Raw genomic sequence first — 24,806 nt, forward strand, 5'->3', positions numbered from 1 at the left:
ATAAGATAAACCTTGGTTCCATGATACGTGGATCAAGGTTTTTTTGTGTTTATAGAGGGAGTCACGCTTGTTGTCGTTTTTTGTCGGTAAGTCGATATATTTTGAAAATCGCTGATATATTTGGAATTGCGCCGATATATCTCGAAAATCGCCGATATAATTGGAGTTGTGGTCGATATATTTAAAAAATCGCCGATATAATTTATTCGAAGGACCAACTATATAATTTCATTTACCGAATCGGACATAACTACCGAGAGAAGAGGGTATAAAAAAAGCTCGGACCTAAGCCCAAGCTTTTTATTTCATTATTTCTTTTCGTCTTTTTTAGCGTCAGCTTTTTTCTCTTCGAAAAGATCTTTTAAATCTTTATCATCAACTTTTACGTCAGCTTTTTTGATTTCTTTCATCATAAGATCGTTCATGAATTCGCCGTCTTGTGATTTCTTCTGAACGATTTCTTTTTTGATGTCAGCTTTAGATTGTTCGAATGATTTTTCTGGCTCTTTAATGTCTGTTACTTTAATGATGTGGTAACCGAATTGTGATTTCACAGGTTCGCTTACTTCATCTTTTTTCAGCTTATAAGCAGCCTCTTCGAATTCTTTAACCATTTTGCCAGGTCCGAAGAATCCTAAGTCGCCACCTTTTTCTTTTGAACCAGTATCTTCAGAGTATTGTTTTGCTAACTCTTCGAAAGATTTACCTTGTCCAAGTTCTTCTTTAACCTTTTTAGCAGTTGCTTCATCTTTTACAAGAATGTGGCTTGCTTTAATTTCAGGCTTGTAATTATCTTTCAATTCTTTATCAGTGATTGTTTTCTCGATAGCTTTTTCTTGCGCTAATTGAGCACGCACACCAGTTTTTAACGTTTCTTCTTTAATACCTTGTTGTTTTAATAGTGTATCGAATTGATCACCGTATTGTTTTTTCATTTCATCGAACTTTTTGTCTACTTCTTTGTCTTCAACTTTGTAGTTTTTAATAAGTACTTTTTCCATAACCATGTTATTTAGTACTTGTTTACCAGCTTGTGTCTTCATTTGCTCGTAGAATTCTTCTTTTGTAATGTCACCAGCTTTAGATGTAACGATTTTGTCTGATGATGATGTTCCACATGCTGATAATGCGATTACACTTGTTGCGGCTAAGGCAAGCATAGCTTTCTTCATTCGATAAACACTCCTACTATTATGTATTTTTAATTTATCCTATACCAATGAATTTTAGTTCATCAGAGCCCGGTTAAGTCTCACTGATACTTTTGCTTTTTATGTTGGTAAAGCGCGCTTAACAGGGCTTACCGTGGCTTAAGGATAAAGTTAAGATGCGTGTCATTTATTTCATAGTATAAGCAATATGTACAAAATTTAATATATCATATTTCGACGTGTTTTCATATTGATAAAGAAAAATTAACCAGTACGTGTCAGATTTTGAAGGTGTGCCATATTGGGCGTATGCCGCATATACAGAAAAGAGGAGGGGATGGGGATGAATTCTCAACTTATTTTATTACTTGTACTGTTTATTTTATTGGTTATAGTAGGTATAATTTGCTTATAGAGGAAAAAAGTGAGGAAGGGGCTTTCCTTCCTCACTTTCCATGAAATATAATTTCTATATAACTAGAAATTAATAAAATTGTTATACATACATTAATAACCCGAAAGACACCGGGTTGGCGGCTCGCAGATATTTGTTTTCGTTCACACAGTGTATGTGTCATGAAATTCGTGTAAAATATAACAAGAAGTGCGAATGCGACAAAAACAACTGTTATAAGTGTCATGAGGCGAGACCTCCTTTTGGCTAAAATACATATACTTTATATATTGTATCATACGATATTTTGTTCGTGTTATAAAATTCAGAAATAGAAGACTTTGTGTTAGAAAGTGAGGGAGAAAATGGACGTTGTTAGAAGATTAGAACAAGCTGAATACTACGTAGACCTACTATTTAAAATGATTGATGAAGAAAAGTGTCCATTTTATTCTTTGATCATAAAGAAAAAAGCTCGTAAAAAAGATGTTGAACGTATACTAAATCTTTGTGAAAAACTGAACGAACAATATGTAGCGGAGAAAGCAGAAGGCCTTCTTTTGTTCGATGCGCTGTTAGATCAATTTGAAAAAGCGCTTCCACATCAGCTCGAAGTACACGAAACTGCGGAAGCGCTAGCAAAACAAGGTTTATTCAAACCGCTTATGAATGAATTCTTAAGCATGATTGCGAAAAAATAAATAGATTACTTCTTAACTAACTTCTGATCGGATTCTGTAAAGTTCTCTTCAATATCTTCTAATGATTTCTCAAAAATATCGATGAAGTCTTGTCCGTAAATGTTACGCAAGATAGCAATCAGTTCGATGTTTTCTGGGAACTTCCCATAAAAATTACGAAGTGCAAGAGCCCCATTAAACACTGAATTATTTTCAGGGTCATACTCCTCCATTAAGCGAAGTAGTAATTCTTCCCCTTTGTCTGTAATTTCGATGTACGTATTTCGTTTATCATCTTCTTTTTTCGAGAATACAAGATAGCCGCGTTCTTCCAACTTTTTCGAGAAGTTAAACGCCGTTGATACGTGCATAACTCCAAACTTAGCAATCTCAGAAATAGAAGCCCCTTTTAAATGATAAGCGATTGTTAAAATATGATGCTCATTAATGTTTAAATCATAAGGTTTAATCCACATCTGCCAATCTTTCTCTACACATTTCCATAACGCTTTCGATAATTGAGCAATGCGTTGGCTGAAAATCATCGCTTCTTTTACCGAGTAATCTTTTTCTCCACTTTTCATATACTCACCCACTTTAACATTCTTTTTCATTACTATCTATTATGCCAGTAAAATAAAAATTAATAAAGTCTTTTTGTGAGAATTGTGAAAATTTTTTAAAAAAATGACATTCTATACAAATCATGCATAACTATGGAAGCGGTTTATGAGTCATGAATACATGTGTTGTCCATACATGTTAAGTGATAACATATATTGTAAATGCATAAAAACACGGCATATCTATGTGATATGCCGTGTTAAGGTCAATTTATATAAAAAATATTTGTTATATGCAAAAAACTAAGCAGGAATTTGTTTACGCTTTTTCCGGAACAGCTTCTTGTAGTTTCTCAATTGATTTTTGAATGTCCAAAATCTCTTTCTCAATATGTCGTTTGTTTTGAGAAATATCTTGCTTCCAGTTAGAAAGTGTATCGTGCATATCGTCTTTTAATTCTTGGAACACTTCTTTACCTTCTGAAGCAGTTTCAACGATTTGACGTTTTAATAATTTTGTATCAGCTGTAATATCAGCTAAAGTCTTTTTAATATCATTTCCTTTTTCTTTTAACTTGCCGCGCATGTCTTTGCCAGAAGAAGGAGTTGAGAAAAGAACAGCTAGTCCAGCAACTGCTCCGCCGCAAATGACACCGGTAATAAAGGATTTAGCTTTTGACATAAAAGGAGACCTCCTTATTTTTTGTTCGTATTCATGATGTGAAAAAATATGCATATCTTTAAGACGAGGGAAAGGAAAGTGTGCAGTCCCTGGCATCTTAAGTGGAGAAACAAGCCGTGCCATATTTAATCACTTTAGGAAAGTGGCTTGTTATGTATGACTACTTATTATAGTGTCACTATTTCACGCTATTTGCAATTGTACTTGCGATGTTTTGTAAATTTTCCATTGTGTATTCATTTTGATGTGATTTCCAAACAGCACCGAAACCATCGTTTTCACCGTAGCGTGGAATTAAATGAAGGTGGAAGTGGAACACAGTTTGTCCAGCTTTTTCACCGTTGTTGTTAAGTAGGTTAAAGCCAACTGGATTAAACTCTGCTTTAATCGCATTTGCGATTTTTGGAACGACAGAAAAAATGTGTGATGCGATTTCTGGCGTTAACGCAAAAATGTCTTGTTTGTGAACTTTCGGAATAACAAGAGTATGTCCTTTTGTCACTTGACTAATATCTAAAAATGCAAGCACATGTTCATCTTCGTATACTTTTGAGCAAGGGATTTGCCCGTCAATGATTTTGCAAAAAATACAATTATCCGCTGTATGATTCATTGATCTCATCCTTTCAAATATCCTTAGCCGTATTTTACCATAATTACATAAGAGAACAAACACGAAAAACAGGAAGCTGACTCAGCTTCCTGTTTTCTGAAGATGGATTGAAAAAGCATTATTGTAATTTACGTTTCGCAGACACCTCATTTATTTTAAGAAATGCACGGTAAATCGGCTAAAGTTTCTGCCGTAGACACCCCATTTTCAAGTGAAATGAATTGCAATCTTTTTAAATGAAATTGTTTACTTTTTAAAACAGTATATGCTCTTTCGGAGACACCCCGTTTCGAAAATAAAACAAATAATCTGGTTATGTGTAAATTCCTTTGTCCAACTTGGACACCCCATTTCATGATGACTTCACTATGTTGTTGTACTCATCAATTGGTGGTCGCTTTTTCAATGTGTTCCTTCTTCCTTAATTATGATGTCCGCTTTCGGGAAAATATATGCGAACAAATTTAAATTTTTTTGAATGCATCGATACTATGTAGTACAGCGTAATTTTTGGTAAGATGAATATAGAACGAATATAAATGAAGAAAGTGGTGTCGTATGAGCGAGTTATTGCGTGTAGAAAATGTTACAGGAGGATATACGAAACGACCTGTATTAAAAGATGTTTCGTTCTCTGTGAATAAAGGTGAACTTGTCGGCTTAATCGGTTTAAATGGAGCAGGTAAAAGTACGACGATTAAACATATTATCGGTTTAATGGAACCGAAAAAAGGAACTGTCACGATTAATGGGAAAACAATTCGTGATGATATGACAGCGTACCGTTCTAGTTTTTCGTTCATCCCAGAAACACCAGTATTATATGATGAGCTAACGCTAGAAGAACATTTGAAGTTAACAGCGATGGCTTACGGTGTTGATGAAAAACAATATGAAGAACGTGTAGGACAATTATTACAAGAATTCCGTATGAAAAATCGTTTGAAATGGTTTCCGTCTCATTTCTCAAAAGGGATGAAACAAAAAGTAATGATTATGAGTGCGTTTTTAGTAGAGCCATCTCTTTACATTGTGGACGAACCGTTCGTTGGGCTTGATCCGTTAGCAATCCAATCACTCCTTCAAATGATGGACCAAATGAAAAAGAGTGGTGCAGGTATTTTAATGAGTACACATATTTTAGCGACGGCAGAGCGTTATTGTGATTCGTTCATAATTTTGCATCAAGGCGAAGTAAGAGCAAAGGGAACATTATCTGAGCTGCAATCACAGTTTCATATGCCAGGTGCAACGTTAGATGATATTTATATTGCATTAACGAAGGAAGAAGATTATGAATAGCACAGCGTTATGGAAAGAACGATTTCGTTACTTTTTACAAGAAGTTCGTACATATAGTAAATACGTATTTAATGATCATTTAAAATTTATTTTCGTATTCATCATCGGCGCAGGAGCGTATTATTACCAGCAATGGTTACAAACGTTAACACCTTCGTTTCCGACTGCGCTCGTTATGGCAGTGTTACTTGGATTCGTATTAACGGCCGGATCCATTCAAACGTTATTAAAAGAAGCGGATCTCGTTTATTTACTGCCAGTGGAAGAAAAGTTAAAACCATATTTTACAAAGGCGTTTCTTTTTACGTTTATGATTCAGTTATACATAATCGCAATTGTAGCGGCAGCGCTTGCTCCGTTATATTTCCAGCAAATGAAGCAAACAGGAGCGGCTTACATATGGGTTGTAATCGCGTTTATCATTGTAAAAGCATGGAATTTATTCGTAGCGTGGGAAAAGTCATTTTTAACAGATCAAAATATACAAAGAGCCGATTGGTTCATTCGATTTATTTTAAACGCCTTATTTGTGTATTTCCTTGTAGAACGTACTTCCGTTATCTTTATTGCTGGAATCGTCCTTCTCATGGTGTTATACCTTGCGATTATGTATCAAATCGTGAAGGGGAAACCACTAAACTGGGAGTATTTAATTTCTGAAGAAGGTAAGAAGATGATGCTGCTGTACCGCATCGCGAATATGTTCGTTGATGTACCAGCATTAAAAGAGAGAGTAGCACGTAGAAAATGGCTTGATTTCATTCTTTCGATGATCGGTGAAAAGCGTACCTATTTATACTTATATACGAGAACGTTCTTAAGATCTGGTAATTATTTTGGCTTATATGTGCGCCTGCTCGCTCTTGGCGGAGTTATTCTTTACTTCATTCCGTTTTTATATGGACGATTTATCGTAAGCCTTATCTTCCTATACTTAATCGGTTATCAGCTATTAACTTTATGGAAACATCACCGCATGAAAATTTGGCTTGATTTGTACCCAGTAGGCGGAGAAGAGAAGAAGAAAGATTTTCTTACTTTATTAAATGCAATTCTCATTATTGGCAGCGTTGTATTTACAATCATATTTGCACTTGCTACGAAAGATTTCATGATGACAGGAATTTTACTAGTCCTAAGCATAGTATTTAGTATCGGTTTCGTTTATCAATACGGGGCAAAACGTATTGAGCGTTTAAATTGAAGGGAATGAACCTATGATTACATATGAAGAAAAGGTTATAAAAGAACTGGAGCAGTGGAAAGCTACATTCATGAAAGATTCTTCTATGATGACACGCTTCTCAAAGAAAGTGCAGACGAAAGTACAGCAGCTTATTCCGGCGAAAGTGCAAAAAGTATTAACAGAAACGATTCGGATGATGGTGCAAACAATTAGTGCCGGATCAAACTTTATAAAGCCGAAATTAAAAGAGACGAACTGGTCGTTGCAAAGACGAGATGATGAAGTACGTAAAAAAATGGATGAGTACAAAAAAATAGCAGCGGCAGAAGGAGCGGGGACGGGAGCAGGCGGTATTCTCCTTGGCCTTGCTGACTTTCCGCTGTTGCTCGGCATTAAAATTAAATTTTTATTCGATGCAGCAACATTGTACGGATTTGATACGAGCGATAAAGAAGAGCGCCTTTTTATCCTTCACGTTTTCCAACTTGCCTTTTCAAGTGATGAACACCGAAAAGAAATATGGAAAGCCATCGAAACGTGGGATACAGAAGAAGAAAATCATATGGACTGGGAAAAGTTCCAAACAGAGTACCGAGACTATATCGATTTAGCGAAAATGCTTCAGCTCGTACCGATAATCGGTGCCCCAGTCGGCGCATATGCGAACTATCAATTACTGCAAAGACTTGGAGAAGTAACGATGAATTGTTATCGTATGCGATTGTTGAATAAGGATTAACAAGAAAGCATCCTAAAATTGTGATTTAGGATGCTTTTTATTTTTTATAAGGAACACTCCTGAATGAAAGAAACAAACTTAACTAGTTATGTTGAAGTGAAACCGTTAGATTTATTGTTTTAAATCAAAACCTTCAGATGTGGAAATGGAACCGATGTGATAATCATTAGCGTATTCAACAGCTGCCGAGAATGTTTTATTTTTATCATCTTTCACATGTCCTGAAATCCAAACACTTTGAAAGTCCTTTGGGGCAAATTTATGTTTAGTAATCTCTACATCTAGATTTTCTTTTTCTTTAAAATATTGAATTGTAGTTTCTGTTGCCTTATTAACTATTTGTTGTTCCTCATTCTTTTGATCTATAGTACATCCTCCTAAAAGGATAAGTGTAAAAATAAAGAATAATCTTATATCACATTTTTTCACGAACAATCACTCCATGAATGTTGAGTTATATTCCTCTTCAATAAATTTTATATTCACTGAACATTGTGTGGTGAAGTATAAAGAAAAGGCACTCTAAAGTGCCTGGATTATTAGTTTTTAAGCTCTAAATTTTTGGTGGTTGAAATAGCGCCGATATGATAATTATTTGCGTATCCAACTGAAGCAGTAAATTCTTTCGTTTTATCATTAGTCACATAGCCTGATATAGAGATAGTTTGAAAGTCTTTTGGTCCAAATTCATGATCAGTAATTGATACATCTAAGCCCTCTGTCTTTTTCAAATATTGAATGGTTTCTTCTTTTGCTTTATTAATGATTTCTTCCTCGGTATTATTTTCATTATTACAGCCTCCTAAGGTAGTAATAATGAAAACTAAATAAAAAAACAATCTTTTATGCAACATAATTCTCCTCCAATCATTGGTTCCTAAATTAGGGATATATCAAATGTTGCAGAAGAGAAACTTTAAAATGTTTTAATAGGTTCAAATCAATCTAGGTTTTTAAGAATTATTTGAGGGGCTCCTTTTGAAAATAAAAATAGACACCTTATTGTTAGGTGCCCAAAAGTTTGATACATTGCTTCTAAATTTTTAACGTTAGAAGTTGAGCTTATTGAATATTGATATCATCCTTTATATACATATGAAATAATTGGAATTAATATAAAGGGCCAACAAAAATATACTTTATTTTCATATTAATTTCAGTCATCATAACTAATACTTTCAACCTTATTTTTATAATTTATATCTGCAGTTATTTTACGGTTTGGATTATTTGTTACATGACCTGATACAAAAATCACCCAAAAATCTGAGGGGGCGAATTCCACTCTTGTCACTGTGACACCTAGCTTTTTATCTTCTTTAAAATGTTGGATTGCGATCTTTTTTGCTTTTTCTTTTAATGCTATTTCCTCATTTTTTTATCCATATTGTATTATTTTTTTAGAGAAAAATTCGTTGAAACAGAACCAACATTATAATTATTATTGTAATCTATTGTAGCAGTGAATTCCTTGCTTTCATCATCTTTGATATGACCAGTTATGAAGACTGATTCTAGATCATTAGAAGGGAACCTGTAATCAGTAATAGTTACATCTAAATTTTGTTTCTCTTTAAAGTAATTAATTGTTTTTTCTGTTGCTTTATCTACTATTTGTTTTTCTTTATTATTTTCCTGCATATTACATCCCCCAATTATTGTACTTACAAAGATAAAAAAGACAAAAAAGGTAAATTTTCGGATTTTAATTCTCATGTTTATCCTCCGTTAATGTTGTTCTATAATTTAGAATATACTAAATATCCCGAGGAGAGAATACTTTGGATAGCAAAAATACACAAGAAGTGTTAGATTTAAGCTTTTATCGAATGGCTAAAGATGCGTATAAATCAGATAAAGAGTTAAGAAATGAAATTACAGTGAATAATGCGAATGATGATACTTTACAAACATGGAAGGTCCGTGAAACATTCCACGACAAACAAACCGGAATGGACGCAGTAGTCTTTGAACGAGATGCCGATGGGAAAAAGCAAGTTAGGGTATCTTTCCGAGGAACAGAAGGGAATAAAATTATAGAGAAAAACTCTTTAGGCATTCCGATGAAGCCAGGGAAGGTATGAAGGATTTAAAAACGGATACAAATCATTTTGTTAAGAAAAAAATTCATATGCTAAAATATTTTACGTGAAAAGGGGCATTTATCAATATATTGATATCGTTTATAGATGTCCCTACGGTTTTTAATAGCTTGTATGTTTCTCGATTGTACTTAAGGAATGTAAAAAAAGCACTCATAGATACAATCTACGAGTGCTTTTGACGGTATGGATTTGTTTAGGGTTTTCATAAAGAAAAAATATTACAACAAATCGTTAACTAATCATGTTTTAGTTCAAAATTTTTGGTGGTTGAAATGGTACTGATATGATAGTTATTAGCGTATTCAACTGCAACACTAAATTCTTTGCTTTTGTCATCCGTTACATAACCAGATATAAAAATTGTTTGAAGATCATTTGGAGTGAATTTATGTTTAGTAATAGTTACATCTACGTTTTCCTCCTCCTTGAAGTATTTAAAAGTTTGTTCTTTAGCTTTATTAATGATTTGTTGTTCATCATTCTTTGGATTTATTGTACACCCTCCTAAAGTAGCAAATACTAAGATTAAAAGGAAATAAAAACTAATTTTTTTGAATTTGATAACCATTTTCTCCCTCCAATGATGTTGTCCCAGTTATTAGGATATATCATTTTTTACAAGGAGGGAGTGTTTTGAAAGAAAATAATAAAAATACAGATGAAACCTTTTTTCGTTTATCCAAATAGGAATTGATTTGTTTTATAAAAAAGACATCCTAATCACACATTTAGGATGTCTTTTTGTTCTAATGATTAATGTTTAAAAGGAAAATTTCAGATTGTCTATTCAGTGTTTTAGGCTGAAATTAGTGGTAGAGATAGAACCGATATTATAATCATCTTTATAATCAATTGAAGTAGTAAATTTCTTATTTGTATCATCTTTGATATGACCAGTTATAAAAATAGTTTCGATGTCATTAGAAGGAAATCGATGATTCGTAATAGTCACTTCTAAATTTTCTTTTTCTTTAAAATATTGGATTGTAGTTTCTGTTGCTTTATTAACTATTTGTTGTTCTTTTTCATTTTGTCCCATGTTACACCCTCCAATCATTGTAGTTAACAGGATAAATAAAGTTAAGAAGGTATATTTTTTAATTTTTATTCCCATATATATCCTCCAAAAATGTTATTCTTATTATTAAGAATATACTAAATCACCTAGGAGGGGAATACTTTGGAGAATAAAGGGTCGGAACAATTATTAGATATAAGTTATTATCGAATGGCTCAAGATGCATATATGACAGATGAAGAGCTGGGAAGCGAAATTACAGTGAAAAATAGGAATAAAGAAACATTACAAACATGGAAAGTAGGAGAAACATTCCACGACAAACAAACCGGAATGGACGCAGTAGTCTTTGAACGAGATGTGGATGGGAAAAAGCAAGTTATGATATCTTTCCGAGGAACAGAAGGGGATAAAATTATAGAGAAAAACTCTTTAGGCATTCCGATGAAACCAGGGGAAGGTATGAAGGATTTAAAAACGGATACAAATCATTTTGTATTACGAGAAGGTGTTCATGAACCAGCAGCACCTCCAGTAGCAGGAACTGAGAATGCAGGTTCAAAGAAATATTGGAATGAAGAGAATGAGCGCTGGGAAACACATAATCAATTTGAACAAGCTGAAAGGGTCATGAAACAAGTAACGGATACATATAAGGGCAGGGATGATGTGGAGATATATACGACGGGTCATTCATTAGGCGGCGCCTTAGCGGAATATGCAGCGGCATCTAATGACAATGTAAGGTGTATGTCATGGAATGCACCGAGTGCAAAACATTTGTTACCGCCTGATTTACAAGAAAAAGCAAATAATGGTGAGTTTAATAATAGAATTGTAAGTGTTGTTCACGGAAATGATTCAATTGGCTATGGACCATTTGGTGCATATGAAAGTCATATAGGCTCTACTTATGCGGTAACCCCACCAATTTCGAAAGAAGAAATGTCAAAGCTATCATTGCAGCAAAAGCTTGGGATGGATGTTACTCGATTTTTAAATTCGATAAGTGGCCCTGGTTATCATTATCAAACAGATCAGAACTTCCGGTTTGGAGAGAATGGGTCTTTATCCAATAAATACTTGTTAAATGTAGACACGAATGAAAGAGTTTATGATTCACCAGGCGCGTTATTAGGCGGGGGAGAGATTCGTGTAGTGGTAGAGAATTTAGAACAAGCTGTAAGAGATATGAAGCGAAACGCACAAGAATTTCAAGATAGAGTACCAAGGTTAATTTCTAATATGATGACATTATTAGAAACGGCTGAAAGTAGACGGGTAGAAGCTAAAGTAAATAATATACGCGCACATGTAGAGCATTTAAGTTTTTGGTACATACGAACAGCGACGGAAATTTCAGAGTTTATTGAGAAGAAAGCCGATGATTATAAGAAGACGGATCAACAATATTAAGGGAGAAGATTAGGATGCCGAGAATTTACTTAAATGAAGAAGTATTGAGCCAAGCTTTACAACAATTTGACCAGATGATTCAAGACTTAAACCATAATAAAAGGGTTGTAAGTAATGTACATAATTTACTTTTATCAAGCTGGTCTCAACTTGGAGTAGGGAAAAAAGCCATTAGCGATTTAGAATCTTTTAAAAAAGATATTGAAAGAAGAATGGAAGAATTAGAGTCTGATAAAAGAGAGTTAAAGGGTGCGATTGATTTATTAAAAGCGTTAGATCAAAGTTATGATTACATGGGGCCTAAATATTAAATTACAAGAAGCACTCGCAAAGGTGCTTTTGTAGTTTAATTGGCTGAAAGATTACTATAGTAATTATGGAGGAATATGATTCCGCTTCATAAAGTAAATGGAGAAAGTAATATGTAATTTTGAATCCAACTTGCAAACGATAATTTTTTATTTTACAATTTATTTACCGACCGGTAAGTAAAAATAAGTGAGGTACAGTATGACAAAGAATTTACAAACATCGCAAAACATTGTAGAGGCATCATTTAAACTTATGGCAGAGCACGGCATTGAGAAGATGAGTCTTTCCATGATTGCGAAAGAGGTAGGTATTTCAAAACCGGCTATTTATTATCATTTTTCTTCTAAAGAAGCGTTAGTGGACTTTTTATTTGAAGAAATTTTTTCTGGGTATCATTTCGTGAGTTATTTTGATAAAGAGCAATATACGAAAGAAAATTTTGCAGAAAAGTTAATCGCAGATGGTTTACATATGCTATCTGAATATGAAGGACAAGAAGGAATACTACGTGTCATAAATGAATTTATCGTAACTGCGGCGCGAAATGAAAAGTATCAGAAACGCTTATTTGAAATACAAGAAGAGTTTTTAAATGGTTTCCACGATCTATTGAAGAAAGGCGCGAGACTAGGCGTTGTGTCACAAGATGCAACGGAAGAAAACGCTCATACGCTAGCGCTCGTAATTGATAATATGAGCAATTACATGCTCATGGGATTTCAGTTAAAGTATAAAGAAATTTGGATTCGAAATGTGAAAAACGTCATGAAGGAGGAGTAAAGATGAAAATGCAAAAAAACTGGTGGCTCGGTTTTCTTGGATTCATTGGGGTGTATAAAATTCCAGGCATGATAGAAGCTTTTCAAGCGGATGGAAATTGGATGAAGTTAATCGGTTTCATTTGGCTACTTTGGTTCGGATATTTTATTCCTGAGAAGAAAGAAGATTGAATTTCAATTTTCTGTAAGGTTATGTAAAATATAGATTGAGACTATTCATATAGTAGATTACTAGATTTGGAGTGGTTACATGGATCCATTGAAAAATGAAATTCACCCTGACATGGTCAAGGTGTGGAAAGTTCGGGCTGTAATAGAAGAAGGGATCGGTATTCTTGTCATTTTAGCTTACCTTTTCCTCATGATAAAGTTTGATTGGTGGGCGTGGATTTTGTACGTGTTAATCGGTTTAACAGTTGCGTTAGCACCATTGGAGTACTTCGTATTCCCAAAACTACGTCAACGTTATTACAGCTACCAACTAAATGAAGAAGAACTTGAAATTCAACACGGTCTTTTCGTCGTAAAGCGCGTATTAGTACCGATGATTCGTGTACAGCACGTGACGATTGAACAAGGGCCGATTATGAGAAAATACGGTTTAGCACAATTACACATTTCAACAGCAGCAACTTCTCACAGCATCCCAGGCTTAACGATGTATGAAGCAGAAATGTTGAAAACGAAAATCGCAGAATTAGCGAAAGTGAGTGATGAGGATGTATAAGAGGCAGCATCCAATCACGATGTTACTGGAATTAAAAATAACAGATTTTATACCACTCTTTATTTTCATGTTTAGCTTAAATGGAAAATTCCCGTTTTGGTATTTAATTCCCGCTGCATTCGGTTTACTCACCGTTTTTTCAGCGTTTGAAAAATGGTATTACACAACATACTGGGTTGAAAATAACGTATTACATGTAAAACAAGGCCTCTTTGTGAAGAAGGAGAGCTACTTAAATAAAGAACGTGTTCAAACGATTAATACAAGTTCTAACGTGTTATATCAAATGCTTGGCTTAAAGAAAATCCAAATCGAAACAGCTGGTGGGGGCGATGAAGCGGAGGTTAGCTTAGCCGGTATTACAGTAGAAGAGGCAACTGAGCTTATTGCTTTGCTAAATGAGCCAACTCCAGAAGTGAAAGCAGAAGGAACGCTAGACGAAAAAGCGGAACATGCAATAGAAAAAGAAATCGTTACAGAAGAAAAACAATCGACAGAATACAAGTTAACTTGGAAAGAGATTTTATTAGCTTCTGTTACATCTGGTCAGTTTGGACTATTATTCTCATTAATCTTTTTCGTGTACCACCAAGTAGATGAGTACATTCCGAAATGGATAGAGAATGGCGTAAAGTCGTATGTAATGGACCACGATATATATGGCTTGATTTTCATGATAGCCATTTTGATCGTCCTTTCATGGATTATATCGACAATCGGTTATGCGCTAAAACATGGAGATTTCACAGTGAATCGAAGAAATGATGAGGTCCGCATTTCACAAGGATTACTTGAGAAAAAAGAACTCGTCCTAAAATTGCACCGTATTCAAGGTATTACGATAAAAGAAAGTATTTTACGTCAGCCATTCGGCTATTGTGCTGTGCAAGTAGAAGTGATTCAAAGTAAGGGAACGGGTGACGAAAAAGAAAAAGTTACACTCCATCCAATCATTCGAAAAGACCGAGTACAACAGTTACTCGCACATTTACAATTACCATACGAACTGAATACAAATATTATTTCATTACCAAAAGCAGCATTACGCCGCTATCTCATTGATAGCTTCATCTTCTTCGCAATGCTAGCTATCCCGCTTATTGGAATAAGTATATACTTTGAAAAGCACTTCATTATGTGGGCACTCATTCCGCTTGCGATCCTCATCTTTATACTTGGATACGCAACATTTAAAACAAATGGTTACAGTGTAAATGGAGAGCAAATTACGCTTGTATATCGTAGTGTTGGAAAATATACAGGACTTGTTAGAAGAAGACACGTCCAATCAATGGAAAAGACGAAATCCTATTTCCAGCGCCGCGCGGATTTATGTACGTATAAGTTCTCTAGCGCATCATCGAGTTATAAATTAGAGCATACGAGAGTAGAAGATGCGGAGAGAATGCAGAATTGGTATAAGAAGAGAATAAGTGAGAATTAAATGGAATGGCTCGTCTTTTGCGGAAGGCGAGTTATTTTTCTATGTAAAAATGATAGGAAATAATGAATAATATATGTGACGCAAAAAAAAGTGAGGTGAGCAGGATTGGGGAAATTTTTAATTCCGTATTCCCATTCTTTATTAAGCTTATTTATTTCAATGACGATAATTCAAATATACGATGAGAAGGGGATTTTTGAAGGAGAGCTATTTTCTATTTTTACGAATCTTTTTATTGCTATGACCCAAATGTTGGCCGCTACTTTAATAGTTGGAGTCCCTGTTGTTTTAGTTGGATGTCTTCTTGGAGAGATATTGTTTAGGTGCGTTATTTTACCTATAAAGCTACATTTTATCCCATCCTTAATTTTATATATTCTTTTAGCCATAAGTATTGTTTTTTGCTATGAAGTTATATCTGACGGGGTTCCTACAACATATGAAAATACTCGTATTATTAAAATGATGTACTTTATGGGATTAACTATAATTTGCTCTATTACATTTTTAGTAAGTAGGACTACATATGAAGGAAAATAAGGTGATTATATGAAATACACTTGTCCATGCTGCGGATATAAAACATTAGAAGAAGAACCACCAGGTACATATGAAATTTGTAACATATGTTTTTGGGAAGATGATTCTGTTCAATTTAAAGAGCCTGACTATGAAGGCGGGGCAAATGAAGTTTCGTTAAGACAAGCGCAGGAAAATTTCATTGTGTTTGGTGCCTGTGAAAAGCGATGTATTGAATTGGTTAGAAAGCCGACTAGTGAAGATGTGAAGGATGCTAGTTGGAAGCAAATTTGTTAAATAGCTTTAAATAAAAATGTTATTACTCAATTTAACAAGAGTAATAACATTTTTTTATGCCATGATGAAAGAATGAACGCCGCCTTATCAAATAAAAAAGAAATAAAATTTTCGTCTTTGGAGACAACTAATTATTAATTTGATGATTTAGCTGATTTTTTTTGTAGTTATTGAAAAACACCATAGTTTCTAGAGAGTGAACAGGGGTTTTGAATTGATTTGAAGTTGACGGAACAAAATAAACGAATAGAGCAAAAAAACTTGCAAAACTAAAAGAGGAGTTGTATATTAATTGATGCATCAAATATTGATGTATCAATTAATGTTTTAATAAGTAAGAAGAAGGAATTTTCGAAAACGTATTATTCAGACGATGTCGGATTTTTATATAAGCTATAAGATTAAAGCGAAGATAGAGGGGGCACAATACTGTGGAAATAATCGCAGCTATTTTAGTCGGGATCGTAGCATTAGAACATTTATTTATCATGATCCTCGAAATGTTTTTTATGAATTCAAAAGTGGCAAAACGTGCTTTTCAATTACCCGAGCATTTAGAAGGAGATCGAAACGTAGCCATTATGTTTGCAAACCAAGGTTTATATAATGGATTTTTAGCCGTTGGTCTCATTTGGGGACTTATACTTGGTCTCAATTCAATTGGTTATATGGTTCAATTATTCTTTGTAATGTGTGTGGTAGTAGCAGCTCTGTTTGGCGGTTTCACATCTAATAAATCAATTATTGTAAAACAAGGACTTCCAGCTATATTAGCGTTGATTGCCCTTTTAATTGTGATATAGAACTAAAGCGTTTGTATAAAAGAACTCATTTTTGAAAAATACGTTATTCTTTCTTCCTATAGGCTCATAGGAAAGAATAGCGTATTTTTTCTTTTTAAGGGGGTATATCCTTCAATTTAATCAAAAATGTAAATTCTTTTTTTAGCGCGATTGTTATGAAAATACGTATTACATTAAGGATTAGAACCGGATTAACGCTTTAAAATATAGAAGGTGGGGAAAATAATGTAAAAAAACTATTGTATGTTTAAAAACCGTGTGTTACATTTGTGTTACAAAATAGTTACAAACTGTAACTTATATTACAGTTTGTTTTCTTTTTGTTTTTCGGTATGTTACAAATCGGAGTGTGTATCAAATCGTCAGAGGATATATGAAGTTCAAAAAGTTTTTCTATGTGTATAAGAGTGTGTGTAGTAAAGAGCTTGGTGAGAACTTTGCGCACATTATTAAAATTCCTTTCTGTCTTTAAAAGAAGAAAACCAACTATTTAGGAGTTTTAAGTAATGATAGTAAATGAAATGTACTTCCTTTCCCGCACATAAAGTACATATTTACGCTCAGTCTAATTACTACACAGACTTTTATACATATAAAGCTATTGTTTTAGGGGATATATAGGAGGAGAAAAAATGAAAAAGTTATTAATGGTAATTGGACTTACATTTTTAATGTTAGCTGGATGTAGTAATGGGAATTTTGACAAAGTAATGGATGAAGGAAAGACCGCGTTAACGAATAAAGAGTATAAAAATGCCTTATCATCATTTGAAAAAGCACTAGATGAGAAGAAAGATGATTCAGATGCAAAGGTGCTTGTAGAACAAACAAAAGCAATGATTGAAGCTGTGAAGTTAAAAGAAGAAACAAAGGTAGAAGAATCAATCAAGTCATTTGAAAAAGTAGAGAACATGAAGGATGGAAATAGTACGTTAGTAAAACAAGCGAAGGAAGAACGAACAGCATTATTAGCTATCGTCGAACAAAAAAAGAAGTATAGCGAGCAACTAGTGAAAAGTGAAGAGTTAATAAATAAGAAAAATTACGCAGAAGCGAAAGATATATTAAATAAGCTAGTTTCAGAAACAAAAGATAACAAAAATCTTGAAGAATATAATAAAAAGGCTTCAGGATTAATTACTAAAATTGGTGAAGCAGAAAAGAATGCAACGGTAGCGAAGGCAGAAAAAACTAATGTAGCAACGAATCAAAAGGTAACAACAGAGAAGCCTCAAAAAGTAGAAACAGAAAAGAACCAGAAGGTAACGACAGAGAAGCCTCAAAAGGTAGAAGCAGAAAAGAACCAAAAGGTAACGGCAGAGAAGCCTCAAAAAGTAGAAACAGAAAAGAACCAGAAGGTAACGACAGAGAAGAACCAAAAGGTAGAAACAGGAAAGACTCAAGATGCATTTACTTTTGAGAAAGCGAAAGAATATATTAAAAATGAATATAAAGAAGACTATGATTATACGCTAGAAAATACGCAAGTAGAGAATGGAAAGAAATATTATCAAATTAGAGTGCGTACGACATATAAAATAGAAGGCGCAGCTGGATCAGGATTTACTGGCGTATTTAAAGTATTTGAAGATGGTACGATTGTTGAAGTGCACTAAATTAATGGAAAGGTATCCTCAAAGTGTTTGAGGATACCTTTTTAGCGTAAAAAAAGCATCTAGCAAAAGTACTAGATGCAAATAAAAACACAAGGGAAGACAAAATTCTTCCCTTTTCCCGTAAGTAATTATATCAAAAAATTTATAAAAAACTAGCTTTATTTTTAATATAATTGATGTGTGAAGCTATGAAAGTATAAGATTACACTATTTTTGTAGTGTTTTGTTGAAAAAGGAGCCACGTATATGATTAATTTTAAACCAGAAAATTTGAACCAACTATTAAAAGTAATGTTAATTAGTGCCAATAAGTCTTACGATGCGATTAAAGAGTATGAATGTACGGGAGAAGCAGTCGTATTCTGTGTAGACTTCGAATATATTGACGTTTCTCTTATGATTGTAGATGTGCTAGGAAGATCGGCTTCTAGATTTAACATTTTGCCATTTGCTAAGCCAGATACGAATGAGATAGATTACATTCAGTTTCAAGTGTATTCCATTAATGAAGGGAATTTTAAAGAAGTTCTCGATACGATGTAAAAAAACTATAATTTTACAAAAATGTATATACCAACTAATATATAAGTAATACATTCATATAATTGGAGTGATGAGATGCAGCCGTTAGAAAGGGAGATTCATTCTAATATGCTGAAAGTGTGGCGAATTCATGCTTTAATTGGGGCGGCAGTTATACTAGCAGTCGTAATTGCGTATTTCTTTTTTATGATCAATTTTAATTGGTGGGGTTGGTTGTTTGGCTTGTTAGTCACAGGAGCTATTCTATTTATTCCGCTCGATTATTTTGTATTTCCAAATTTACGTCAGCGCTATTATAGTTACAGATTAAATGAAGAAGAGATTGAGATTCAAAAGGGAATGTTCGTTGTAAAACGCGTGCTTATTCCGATGATTCGTGTGCAGCACGTAACGATTGAACAGGGCCCGATTATGAGAAAGTACAATTTAGCAGAATTACATATTTCAACAGCAGCAACTTCTCATAGTATTCCAGGTTTAACGAAAGAAGAAGCAGAGCAGTTGAAAAGACAAATTGGAGAACTTGCGAAAGTGAGTGATGAGGATGTATAAGAGGCAACATCCGATCACGATTTTATTAGGGATTCGAGTTGCGACTTTGTTGCCTTTTATTTTTCTTGTTTTATTTCGATCAGATGGTGAAGTAGAACCATGGTATTTCTTGCATCTTGTTCTTTTGTTTGTATTATTCATTATGGCTATTTTCTCAGCTATAAAATGGTATTTTAAAGTGTACTGGGTTGAAAATAATATTTTACATATTAAACATGGCGTCTTTGTAAAGAAAGAAAGTTACTTAAATAAAGAACGTGTGCAAAATATTAGTACGTCTTCTAACATCATCTATCAAATATTTGGACTGACCAAATTAAATATTGAAGTGGCAGGTGGCGGTACTGAGCCAGAAGTGATGTTGGCGGGTATTAGAGAAGCAGAAGCGAAGGAACTCATTGCTTTATTACATAAAGAAAGAAGTGTTGTGAGTGAAGAAGGGCCTGCGGAAGAAGGAAGTAAGACGGTATATCAGTTAACAACGAAAGAGATTTTAGCAGCATCTATTACATCTGGTAGATTCGGATTAGTGTTTTCTATGTTAGTCATCCTTTACACAGAGTTTAATCAATTTCTACCAGAATGGCTTATCAATAAAGTAGAAACGTATGTGATGGATAACGGTGTATATGAATTAATCGTTATGGCGGCGATTTTAATGGCAGTGTCGTGGGTCATTTCAACAGCAGGTTATGCATTAAAATATGCGAACTTTAAAATTGAGCGAAACGGAAATGAAGTTCGCATCGTGCAAGGTTTATTTGATAAGAAAGAGTTTGTTTTAAAATTACACCGTATTCAAGCGATTACGGTGAAAGAAGGCATTCTCCGCCAGCCTTTCGGATATTGCTCTGTCGAAGTAGAAGTCATTCAAAGTATAGAAGCGGCAGGAAATGAAGTGATGTTACATCCTTTTATGAAGAAAAAAGATGTGCAGCAGTTACTCGCATATTTACAGTTGCCGTATGAAATGGAAGCGGAAATCGTTCATTTACCGAAAGCAGCATTACGTCGTTATGTCATCATGGGCTGGATTACAAGTGCCGTACTCGCTGTGCCAATCATAGGTGCGAGTATATATTTTAAACAAAATATCGCGTTATTCACTCTCATACCATTATGTATTATATTTACGTTACTTGCATACGCGCGGTATACAAGTAGTGGTTATATGATACGGGACAATCAGTTAGTCATGGTATACCGAGGACTCGCGAAATATACAGGAATCATGCGAAGAAGGCATGTGCAAGCAGTCGGATACAGTCAGTCGTATTTTCAAAAGAAAGACAAGCTATGTGCAGCTGTCGTATCAGTAGCAGGGCATCGTTATAAAGTGAAACATATGCAAAAAGAAGATGCGCTTCGTATATATAATTGGTACAAAGAAAAAGGAAACAACGGTGTGTAACGGTGTTTCCTTTTTTGTGTCATGATTTGTCGATAAGTCGATATATTTTGAAAATCGCTGATATAATTTGAGTTGCGCCGATATTGTGATTTGAACCATAACTTTGCCTCTTGGGCAAGGTTATGGTTCTTTTTGTCTGTGGCGAATTTATAATTCATGTAAAGGGAAGGGAATATTACAAACCTTGAAGAAGTGATTAAGGATAATTTATAGGAGGTACTTTAAAATGTTTATCGTAAATGTTGAAGGTGCTATAAGGAAAAATGATAAATGGCTTATTATTGAAAGAAGCAAAAAAGAGGAACATGCTGGTGGTTGGCTTTCTCTTGTGGGAGGTAAGGTAGATATAGAAGGAAATTCCTCAGACATATTAGAGCGAACAGTAAAGCGAGAAATATTAGAAGAAGTTGGTGTGAGCGTAAAAGACAGGATAAATTATGTACATAGTACATCATTCGTAACCGAAACAGGTGAAAATGTTGTCGATATTGTTTTTCTTTGCGAATATGAATCGGGGGAGGCATTTTCTAAAAGTCCCGATGAGGTTGAAGCGGTATTATGGTTAACTACTAAAGAAATATTAAATCACCCCAATTCGCCAATTTATTTAAAAGAAAGCATTAATCATGCGGAAGCGTTGATTCGTATTCATTCTTCATAACGCTATTAATTTATAATAGAAGTAAAGTTGTTATATACATAAATGGGGGTAACTTTGGAATTTATCTTGTTCAATTATCGGGCGCTTTAATGGAAGAAGAATCACAGAGATGGTCAGACTTTTTATAAAATAATGATTCAATTAAATAAATTAAGAGCGTATTTTGATCAATCTTTTTTCAAAACACGCCCTTTCTTTTTGCTCGTTTATCAAGATTATTAGTATCAATTTAACCAAATATTATTCCAAAGCTATATTAATAAAACACACGGCAAGCTTATGGTTTAATAATTAACTTACGGCAAGCTTATGATTCCATTTTCTATGGAAAATTAGATGAATCTCTTCTAAAATAAGTGATTTCCGGCAAGTTTATGCTTCCAATTGCGGCAAATTTATGAGTATAGTGACAGATATATTCGAAAAATCGCCGATATAATTTCATGTACCGCATCCTTGGAGAAACCACGATACAAAAAAACTAAACTAACACATCAAAAGTAGTTACAAATGACGGACGAGAGAAAATACTCTTTTGCTGTTCTGCATGTGGATGCGCCGGAGCTTGTCCTTCTGCATGTGCGGGGCGTTTTTTATGAGCATTTTCGAATGAACGTGATTCTGTCCAGTCTTTAAAGTTTTGCTCTGTTTCCCACATCGTTAAGATGACATATGTATCGTTACTTAATGGGCGTAGAACGCGGATTGCTTGGAATCCTGGTTCGTTTTCAATAAGGCCTGCGCGATTTTTAAAACGGTTTTCAAATACTGGGCGACCTTCATCTGTTACAGAAATGTTGTTACAAACGATGTAGCCAGGTTGTCCTTTAATTTCTCCAACAGCGTCTAGTACGTCATACTGAAGTGATCCTTCTACAGATTCTTCTGTATTTTCTTTATAAAACATATTTTTTTCATCATTTTTTGCAGTGAAATGTGCCTGTTCTAGAGGTGTTTCGTATGAAATAATAGCCTTCATTTTAATGCCCCCTTACTTATTTGTTTCTATTATATCAACTCTCTTAAAAAACTTCGAAGATTATATACATAAAGATACTTCTTTTTCAAATAATAAATGTACCATCATTTGGAAAGAAGGCCGATGTATGAAGAAAGTAAAGTGGACTTTATTAGGTGGGTTAGCAACGCTACTATTAGCGATTGTCCTTTATAAACTAATTGTGTTAGCTGGTGGCTATATGATGGATGAAAAGCAGCTCGTTTTCCACTCTTCATCACGTATCGTTGACCAGAAGGGGAAAGAAATTACGAAATTATACGTAGAAAATAGAGACTTGGTGCCAATCGAGCAAATTCCGAAATATGTGCAGCAGGCGTTCGTTGCGGTGGAAGATTCTCGTTTTTATGAGCATCAAGGAATTGATTACCCGTCTATATTTCGTGCTCTTTATAAAGACACGTTAGCTGGAGGAAAGGTCGAAGGCGGTAGCACGATTACGCAGCAACTTGCTAAAAACGTTTTTTTAACTCGTGAAAAAACATTTACGCGTAAGGTGAAGGAAGTCGCAATTTCCCTTCAGTTAGAGCAAAAATATACGAAGCAACAAATTCTTGAAATGTATATGAATCATATTTATTTTGGCCATGGAGCTTACGGTATTCAAGCAGCAGCAAAGTTATATTTTAATAAAAATGTAGAGGATTTAACAGTAGAAGAAGGAGCAATGCTTGCAGGTCTTCCGAAGTCGCCAAACGGTTATTCACCTTATTTTTCTCCAGAGAAGAGTAAAGAACGCCGCGATCTCGTATTGTCACTTATGCATAAACAAGGCTATTTGACTGCCGAAGAAAGCGTACGTTATCAAGGAAAGACAATCGCTCTCTATAAAAACTTAGATGAGAATGAGCTCGCATATATGCCGTATATTGATATGGTTATAGATGAAGCAGCTCGTTTATACGGATTGTCTCATCAAGAAGTGCTTCGCGGAGGATATACGTTTGTCGTACCGATGGATGAAAAAATTCAAAAGGTAGCATATAACCAGTTTCAAGATGCAAGGAATTTCCCTGGGAAAGAAGAGGGAGCGCAAGGTGCTTTTTTATTAATGGATAATCGTACAGGCGGCATTAAAGCGGCGATTGGCGGAAGAAAGTACGTTCCGAGAGGGTTCAATCGTGTTTTTGCAAAAAGACAGCCCGGTTCTGTGCTAAAACCACTTATCGTTTATGCGCCAGCACTCGAAACGAAAAAGTATAATCCGTATTCTTTATTAAAGAATGAAAGACATTCTTTTGAAGGGTATGAACCTCGAAATTATAACCATGAGTATTCGAAAGAAATGACGATGTACGATGCGATTGTAGAGTCAGCAAATGTACCAGCAGTTTCTTTATTAAATGAGTTAGGGGTAGAAGAAGGAAAGCAATATTTAGAGAAAGGAAATGTTCACATTGCTGATGCTGGTTTAAGCACAGCGCTTGGCGGATTGAAAAATGGTGTTTCAACATTTGATCTTGTGAAAATGTATCGTGCGTTTTTAGCAAATGGTGATATTATTGAGCCGCACGTTATTGATAAAGTGTTAAATAGACACGGCGCAGTCATTGGAGAATCACCAAAAGTAGAAACGAAAATTTTCTCGAAACAAACGGCATGGTATATGACGAAAATGTTAGAAGGAGTTGTAAAGGAAGGGACAGCGAAAGCCGGTGTATATAACGGAGCGTTAGCTGGGAAAACAGGTACAACTTCCTTACCAAATGACGATAATGGGGCGAGGGATATGTGGTTCGTTGGCTATACGCCAAATTTAGTAGGCGCTGTTTGGATTGGTTATGACCGCATAGATAAAGAGCATCAGTTGCAAGGAGAAAGTGCGTCAGCAACAAAATTATTTAAGAAAATTTTAACGAAAGCAAATGTAGAACAGAAAGAGCAGTTTAGGAAACCAGAAGGTGTGGAAACAATCGGTGCTCCAATTCGGCTGCGCAAGATTGAAGATGTGAAAATGAAATTAGCATTTAGCCCTTTCGGTTTATTTAAAGCGAAATTAAGCTGGACACCACTTCCAGATGAAAGAATTATGTATCGTATTTATAGAGTGGAAAATGGAATTCATACGCATGTAGGTACTGTAAATGGTGCCGGGGAATATGAGGAAAAGTTCGTTAACATCTTTTCAAAACCGAGTTTTTACGTTGTACCATATAACACACAAACGAATCGCGAAGGAGAAAAGTCAAAAGTAGCTAAACCATAGTTTTTCTCTGTGTTATAATAAGAATGTTGTGAAAATAGTAAGCGTTTTTAAGAATGTTTGTGTCAATTT

Annotated in this window: 30 protein-coding genes and 1 pseudogene; 20 read left to right on the forward strand and 11 right to left on the reverse strand. The window is 34.6% G+C overall.

The features are described 5' to 3' along the window. Positions 1–308 precede the first annotated feature (308 nt). Together prsA and NST14_RS05750 are read right to left on the reverse strand one after the other, a co-directional pair. Positions 309–1,172, reverse strand: coding sequence for a peptidylprolyl isomerase PrsA (gene prsA, locus NST14_RS05740; RefSeq protein WP_000710072.1), 864 nt, complete (start codon positions 1,170–1,172; stop codon positions 309–311). 425 nt (positions 1,173–1,597) lie between these two features. Continuing rightward, positions 1,598–1,792, reverse strand: a complete 195-nt coding sequence (locus NST14_RS05750; RefSeq protein WP_000172692.1) for a hypothetical protein — start codon at positions 1,790–1,792, stop codon at positions 1,598–1,600. A 118-nt stretch (positions 1,793–1,910) separates the two neighbouring features. Between NST14_RS05750 and NST14_RS05755 the strand changes: the two genes are divergently transcribed. Next, positions 1,911–2,246, forward strand: a complete 336-nt coding sequence (locus NST14_RS05755) for a DUF1878 family protein (RefSeq protein WP_000383662.1) — start codon at positions 1,911–1,913, stop codon at positions 2,244–2,246. 5 nt (positions 2,247–2,251) lie between these two features. Here the strand turns inward: NST14_RS05755 and NST14_RS05760 are convergent, their stop codons facing one another. The 3 genes from NST14_RS05760 to NST14_RS05770 form a co-directional block, all read right to left on the reverse strand. Beyond that, positions 2,252–2,809, reverse strand: a complete 558-nt coding sequence (locus tag NST14_RS05760; RefSeq protein ID WP_000834918.1) for an HTH-type transcriptional regulator Hpr — start codon at positions 2,807–2,809, stop codon at positions 2,252–2,254. A gap of 298 nt (positions 2,810–3,107) precedes the next feature. After that, positions 3,108–3,470 (reverse strand): YtxH domain-containing protein, encoded by a 363-nt coding sequence (locus NST14_RS05765; protein ID WP_000030300.1) that lies wholly within the window; start codon positions 3,468–3,470, stop codon positions 3,108–3,110. A 178-nt stretch (positions 3,471–3,648) separates the two neighbouring features. Then, positions 3,649–4,083 (reverse strand): HIT family protein, encoded by a 435-nt coding sequence (locus tag NST14_RS05770; protein WP_001016840.1) that lies wholly within the window; start codon positions 4,081–4,083, stop codon positions 3,649–3,651. Positions 4,084–4,641: 558 nt separating this feature from the next. Between NST14_RS05770 and ecsA the strand changes: the two genes are divergently transcribed. Genes ecsA through ecsC form a run of 3 tightly spaced genes read left to right on the forward strand, consistent with a single transcriptional unit; the run spans position 4,642 to position 7,310 of the window. Then, positions 4,642–5,385, forward strand: a complete 744-nt coding sequence (gene ecsA, locus NST14_RS05775; protein ID WP_001292602.1) for an ABC transporter ATP-binding protein EcsA — start codon at positions 4,642–4,644, stop codon at positions 5,383–5,385. After that, entirely contained in the window at positions 5,378–6,589 is a 1,212-nt protein-coding gene (ecsB, locus tag NST14_RS05780) for an ABC transporter permease EcsB (RefSeq protein ID WP_214328665.1), read from the forward strand. Before ecsA ends, ecsB begins: the two co-directional genes overlap by 8 nt. A 13-nt stretch (positions 6,590–6,602) precedes the next feature. Beyond that, complete coding sequence (ecsC, locus tag NST14_RS05785; RefSeq protein WP_000634130.1) at positions 6,603–7,310, forward strand: ecs operon protein EcsC; 708 nt, start codon at positions 6,603–6,605, stop codon at positions 7,308–7,310. Between the two features lie 111 nt (positions 7,311–7,421). Here the strand turns inward: ecsC and NST14_RS05790 are convergent, their stop codons facing one another. The 3 genes from NST14_RS05790 to NST14_RS05800 form a co-directional block, all read right to left on the reverse strand. Next, on the reverse strand, positions 7,422–7,739 hold the full coding sequence (locus NST14_RS05790; protein WP_229142903.1) for a DUF1433 domain-containing protein: 318 nt from the start codon (positions 7,737–7,739) through the stop codon (positions 7,422–7,424). 110 nt (positions 7,740–7,849) lie between these two features. Then, a complete protein-coding gene (locus NST14_RS05795; protein WP_000902682.1) occupies positions 7,850–8,164 on the reverse strand; it encodes a DUF1433 domain-containing protein in 315 nt (104 codons plus the stop codon). 538 nt (positions 8,165–8,702) lie between these two features. Next, on the reverse strand, positions 8,703–9,026 hold the full coding sequence (locus tag NST14_RS05800; protein ID WP_001220548.1) for a hypothetical protein: 324 nt from the start codon (positions 9,024–9,026) through the stop codon (positions 8,703–8,705). 113 nt (positions 9,027–9,139) lie between these two features. Here NST14_RS05800 and NST14_RS05805 point away from each other — a divergent pair. Then, positions 9,140–9,435, forward strand: a pseudogene (locus NST14_RS05805) (lipase family protein); the annotation flags it as partial. A gap of 215 nt (positions 9,436–9,650) precedes the next feature. Here the strand turns inward: NST14_RS05805 and NST14_RS05810 are convergent. Next, a complete protein-coding gene (locus NST14_RS05810; RefSeq protein WP_000234843.1) occupies positions 9,651–9,983 on the reverse strand; it encodes a hypothetical protein in 333 nt (110 codons plus the stop codon). Between the two features lie 219 nt (positions 9,984–10,202). Then, positions 10,203–10,529, reverse strand: coding sequence for a hypothetical protein (locus NST14_RS05815; protein WP_000511535.1), 327 nt, complete (start codon positions 10,527–10,529; stop codon positions 10,203–10,205). A gap of 114 nt (positions 10,530–10,643) precedes the next feature. Between NST14_RS05815 and NST14_RS05820 the strand changes: the two genes are divergently transcribed. From NST14_RS05820 to NST14_RS05885, 14 genes are all read left to right on the forward strand, one after another. Further along, entirely contained in the window at positions 10,644–11,849 is a 1,206-nt protein-coding gene (locus NST14_RS05820) for a lipase family protein (RefSeq protein WP_370648078.1), read from the forward strand. Between the two features lie 14 nt (positions 11,850–11,863). Continuing rightward, positions 11,864–12,160: a hypothetical protein gene (locus NST14_RS05825; protein WP_001137439.1), complete on the forward strand. Its 297-nt coding sequence runs from the start codon at positions 11,864–11,866 to the stop codon at positions 12,158–12,160. Positions 12,161–12,359: 199 nt separating this feature from the next. After that, on the forward strand, positions 12,360–12,941 hold the full coding sequence (locus tag NST14_RS05830) for a TetR/AcrR family transcriptional regulator (RefSeq protein ID WP_000164848.1): 582 nt from the start codon (positions 12,360–12,362) through the stop codon (positions 12,939–12,941). A gap of 2 nt (positions 12,942–12,943) precedes the next feature. Then, on the forward strand, positions 12,944–13,111 hold the full coding sequence (locus tag NST14_RS05835; RefSeq protein WP_000783813.1) for a hypothetical protein: 168 nt from the start codon (positions 12,944–12,946) through the stop codon (positions 13,109–13,111). Between the two features lie 79 nt (positions 13,112–13,190). Then, positions 13,191–13,667 carry a PH domain-containing protein gene (locus tag NST14_RS05840; RefSeq protein ID WP_229142904.1) on the forward strand — a complete coding sequence of 159 codons (477 nt, stop codon included), beginning with the start codon at positions 13,191–13,193 and terminating at the stop codon, positions 13,665–13,667. Next, a complete protein-coding gene (locus tag NST14_RS05845) occupies positions 13,660–15,111 on the forward strand; it encodes a PH domain-containing protein (protein ID WP_229142905.1) in 1,452 nt (483 codons plus the stop codon). Before NST14_RS05840 ends, NST14_RS05845 begins: the two co-directional genes overlap by 8 nt. A gap of 105 nt (positions 15,112–15,216) precedes the next feature. Continuing rightward, a complete protein-coding gene (locus tag NST14_RS05850) occupies positions 15,217–15,651 on the forward strand; it encodes a hypothetical protein (RefSeq protein ID WP_000514473.1) in 435 nt (144 codons plus the stop codon). Positions 15,652–15,660: 9 nt separating this feature from the next. Continuing rightward, positions 15,661–15,927, forward strand: a complete 267-nt coding sequence (locus NST14_RS05855; protein WP_000877827.1) for a CPCC family cysteine-rich protein — start codon at positions 15,661–15,663, stop codon at positions 15,925–15,927. A gap of 431 nt (positions 15,928–16,358) precedes the next feature. Further along, positions 16,359–16,730 carry a DUF1304 domain-containing protein gene (locus NST14_RS05860; protein WP_000402491.1) on the forward strand — a complete coding sequence of 124 codons (372 nt, stop codon included), beginning with the start codon at positions 16,359–16,361 and terminating at the stop codon, positions 16,728–16,730. A 632-nt stretch (positions 16,731–17,362) separates the two neighbouring features. Next, positions 17,363–18,346, forward strand: coding sequence for a hypothetical protein (locus tag NST14_RS05865; RefSeq protein ID WP_071741540.1), 984 nt, complete (start codon positions 17,363–17,365; stop codon positions 18,344–18,346). Between the two features lie 246 nt (positions 18,347–18,592). Beyond that, positions 18,593–18,889: a hypothetical protein gene (locus NST14_RS05870; protein ID WP_000606818.1), complete on the forward strand. Its 297-nt coding sequence runs from the start codon at positions 18,593–18,595 to the stop codon at positions 18,887–18,889. 75 nt (positions 18,890–18,964) lie between these two features. Beyond that, the gene (locus tag NST14_RS05875; protein WP_001182705.1) at positions 18,965–19,441 is read left to right on the forward strand and encodes a PH domain-containing protein; all 477 of its coding nucleotides are present in this window, start codon (positions 18,965–18,967) and stop codon (positions 19,439–19,441) included. Continuing rightward, complete coding sequence (locus tag NST14_RS05880; RefSeq protein ID WP_000278160.1) at positions 19,434–20,852, forward strand: PH domain-containing protein; 1,419 nt, start codon at positions 19,434–19,436, stop codon at positions 20,850–20,852. Before NST14_RS05875 ends, NST14_RS05880 begins: the two co-directional genes overlap by 8 nt. Before the next feature lie 226 nt (positions 20,853–21,078). After that, entirely contained in the window at positions 21,079–21,513 is a 435-nt protein-coding gene (locus NST14_RS05885; RefSeq protein WP_000471218.1) for an NUDIX hydrolase, read from the forward strand. Positions 21,514–21,994: 481 nt separating this feature from the next. On the opposite strand, the gene hmoB is transcribed toward NST14_RS05885, so the two are convergent. After that, positions 21,995–22,492, reverse strand: a complete 498-nt coding sequence (hmoB, locus tag NST14_RS05890; RefSeq protein WP_229142906.1) for a heme-degrading monooxygenase HmoB — start codon at positions 22,490–22,492, stop codon at positions 21,995–21,997. 127 nt (positions 22,493–22,619) lie between these two features. On the opposite strand from hmoB, the gene NST14_RS05895 reads away from it, so the two are divergent. Next, on the forward strand, positions 22,620–24,737 hold the full coding sequence (locus NST14_RS05895; RefSeq protein WP_229142907.1) for a transglycosylase domain-containing protein: 2,118 nt from the start codon (positions 22,620–22,622) through the stop codon (positions 24,735–24,737). The last annotated feature ends 69 nt before the right edge of the window (positions 24,738–24,806 follow it).

It is taken from the genome of Bacillus sp. FSL W8-0519, assembly GCF_038005585.1.
In the GTDB taxonomy this organism is placed as follows: Bacteria; Bacillota; Bacilli; order Bacillales; family Bacillaceae_G; genus Bacillus_A; species Bacillus_A paranthracis.

Coding starts and splice junctions, on each gene's coding strand:
- hmoB (WP_229142906.1), bottom strand. CDS start 22,492: ATGAAGGCTATTATTTCATACGAAACACCTCTAGAACAGGCACATTTC.
- NST14_RS05750 (WP_000172692.1), bottom strand. CDS start 1,792: ATGACACTTATAACAGTTGTTTTTGTCGCATTCGCACTTCTTGTTATA.
- NST14_RS05845 (WP_229142905.1), top strand. CDS start 13,660: ATGTATAAGAGGCAGCATCCAATCACGATGTTACTGGAATTAAAAATA.
- NST14_RS05885 (WP_000471218.1), top strand. CDS start 21,079: ATGTTTATCGTAAATGTTGAAGGTGCTATAAGGAAAAATGATAAATGG.
- NST14_RS05830 (WP_000164848.1), top strand. CDS start 12,360: ATGACAAAGAATTTACAAACATCGCAAAACATTGTAGAGGCATCATTT.
- NST14_RS05810 (WP_000234843.1), bottom strand. CDS start 9,983: ATGGTTATCAAATTCAAAAAAATTAGTTTTTATTTCCTTTTAATCTTA.
- NST14_RS05855 (WP_000877827.1), top strand. CDS start 15,661: ATGAAATACACTTGTCCATGCTGCGGATATAAAACATTAGAAGAAGAA.
- NST14_RS05795 (WP_000902682.1), bottom strand. CDS start 8,164: ATGTTGCATAAAAGATTGTTTTTTTATTTAGTTTTCATTATTACTACC.
- NST14_RS05875 (WP_001182705.1), top strand. CDS start 18,965: ATGCAGCCGTTAGAAAGGGAGATTCATTCTAATATGCTGAAAGTGTGG.
- prsA (WP_000710072.1), bottom strand. CDS start 1,172: ATGAAGAAAGCTATGCTTGCCTTAGCCGCAACAAGTGTAATCGCATTA.
- NST14_RS05770 (WP_001016840.1), bottom strand. CDS start 4,083: ATGAATCATACAGCGGATAATTGTATTTTTTGCAAAATCATTGACGGG.
- NST14_RS05820 (WP_370648078.1), top strand. CDS start 10,644: ATGGCTCAAGATGCATATATGACAGATGAAGAGCTGGGAAGCGAAATT.
- ecsA (WP_001292602.1), top strand. CDS start 4,642: ATGAGCGAGTTATTGCGTGTAGAAAATGTTACAGGAGGATATACGAAA.
- ecsC (WP_000634130.1), top strand. CDS start 6,603: ATGATTACATATGAAGAAAAGGTTATAAAAGAACTGGAGCAGTGGAAA.
- NST14_RS05825 (WP_001137439.1), top strand. CDS start 11,864: ATGCCGAGAATTTACTTAAATGAAGAAGTATTGAGCCAAGCTTTACAA.
- NST14_RS05755 (WP_000383662.1), top strand. CDS start 1,911: ATGGACGTTGTTAGAAGATTAGAACAAGCTGAATACTACGTAGACCTA.
- ecsB (WP_214328665.1), top strand. CDS start 5,378: ATGAATAGCACAGCGTTATGGAAAGAACGATTTCGTTACTTTTTACAA.
- NST14_RS05760 (WP_000834918.1), bottom strand. CDS start 2,809: ATGAAAAGTGGAGAAAAAGATTACTCGGTAAAAGAAGCGATGATTTTC.
- NST14_RS05815 (WP_000511535.1), bottom strand. CDS start 10,529: ATGGGAATAAAAATTAAAAAATATACCTTCTTAACTTTATTTATCCTG.
- NST14_RS05840 (WP_229142904.1), top strand. CDS start 13,191: ATGGATCCATTGAAAAATGAAATTCACCCTGACATGGTCAAGGTGTGG.
- NST14_RS05865 (WP_071741540.1), top strand. CDS start 17,363: ATGAAAAAGTTATTAATGGTAATTGGACTTACATTTTTAATGTTAGCT.
- NST14_RS05880 (WP_000278160.1), top strand. CDS start 19,434: ATGTATAAGAGGCAACATCCGATCACGATTTTATTAGGGATTCGAGTT.
- NST14_RS05835 (WP_000783813.1), top strand. CDS start 12,944: ATGAAAATGCAAAAAAACTGGTGGCTCGGTTTTCTTGGATTCATTGGG.
- NST14_RS05870 (WP_000606818.1), top strand. CDS start 18,593: ATGATTAATTTTAAACCAGAAAATTTGAACCAACTATTAAAAGTAATG.
- NST14_RS05800 (WP_001220548.1), bottom strand. CDS start 9,026: ATGAGAATTAAAATCCGAAAATTTACCTTTTTTGTCTTTTTTATCTTT.
- NST14_RS05765 (WP_000030300.1), bottom strand. CDS start 3,470: ATGTCAAAAGCTAAATCCTTTATTACCGGTGTCATTTGCGGCGGAGCA.
- NST14_RS05895 (WP_229142907.1), top strand. CDS start 22,620: ATGAAGAAAGTAAAGTGGACTTTATTAGGTGGGTTAGCAACGCTACTA.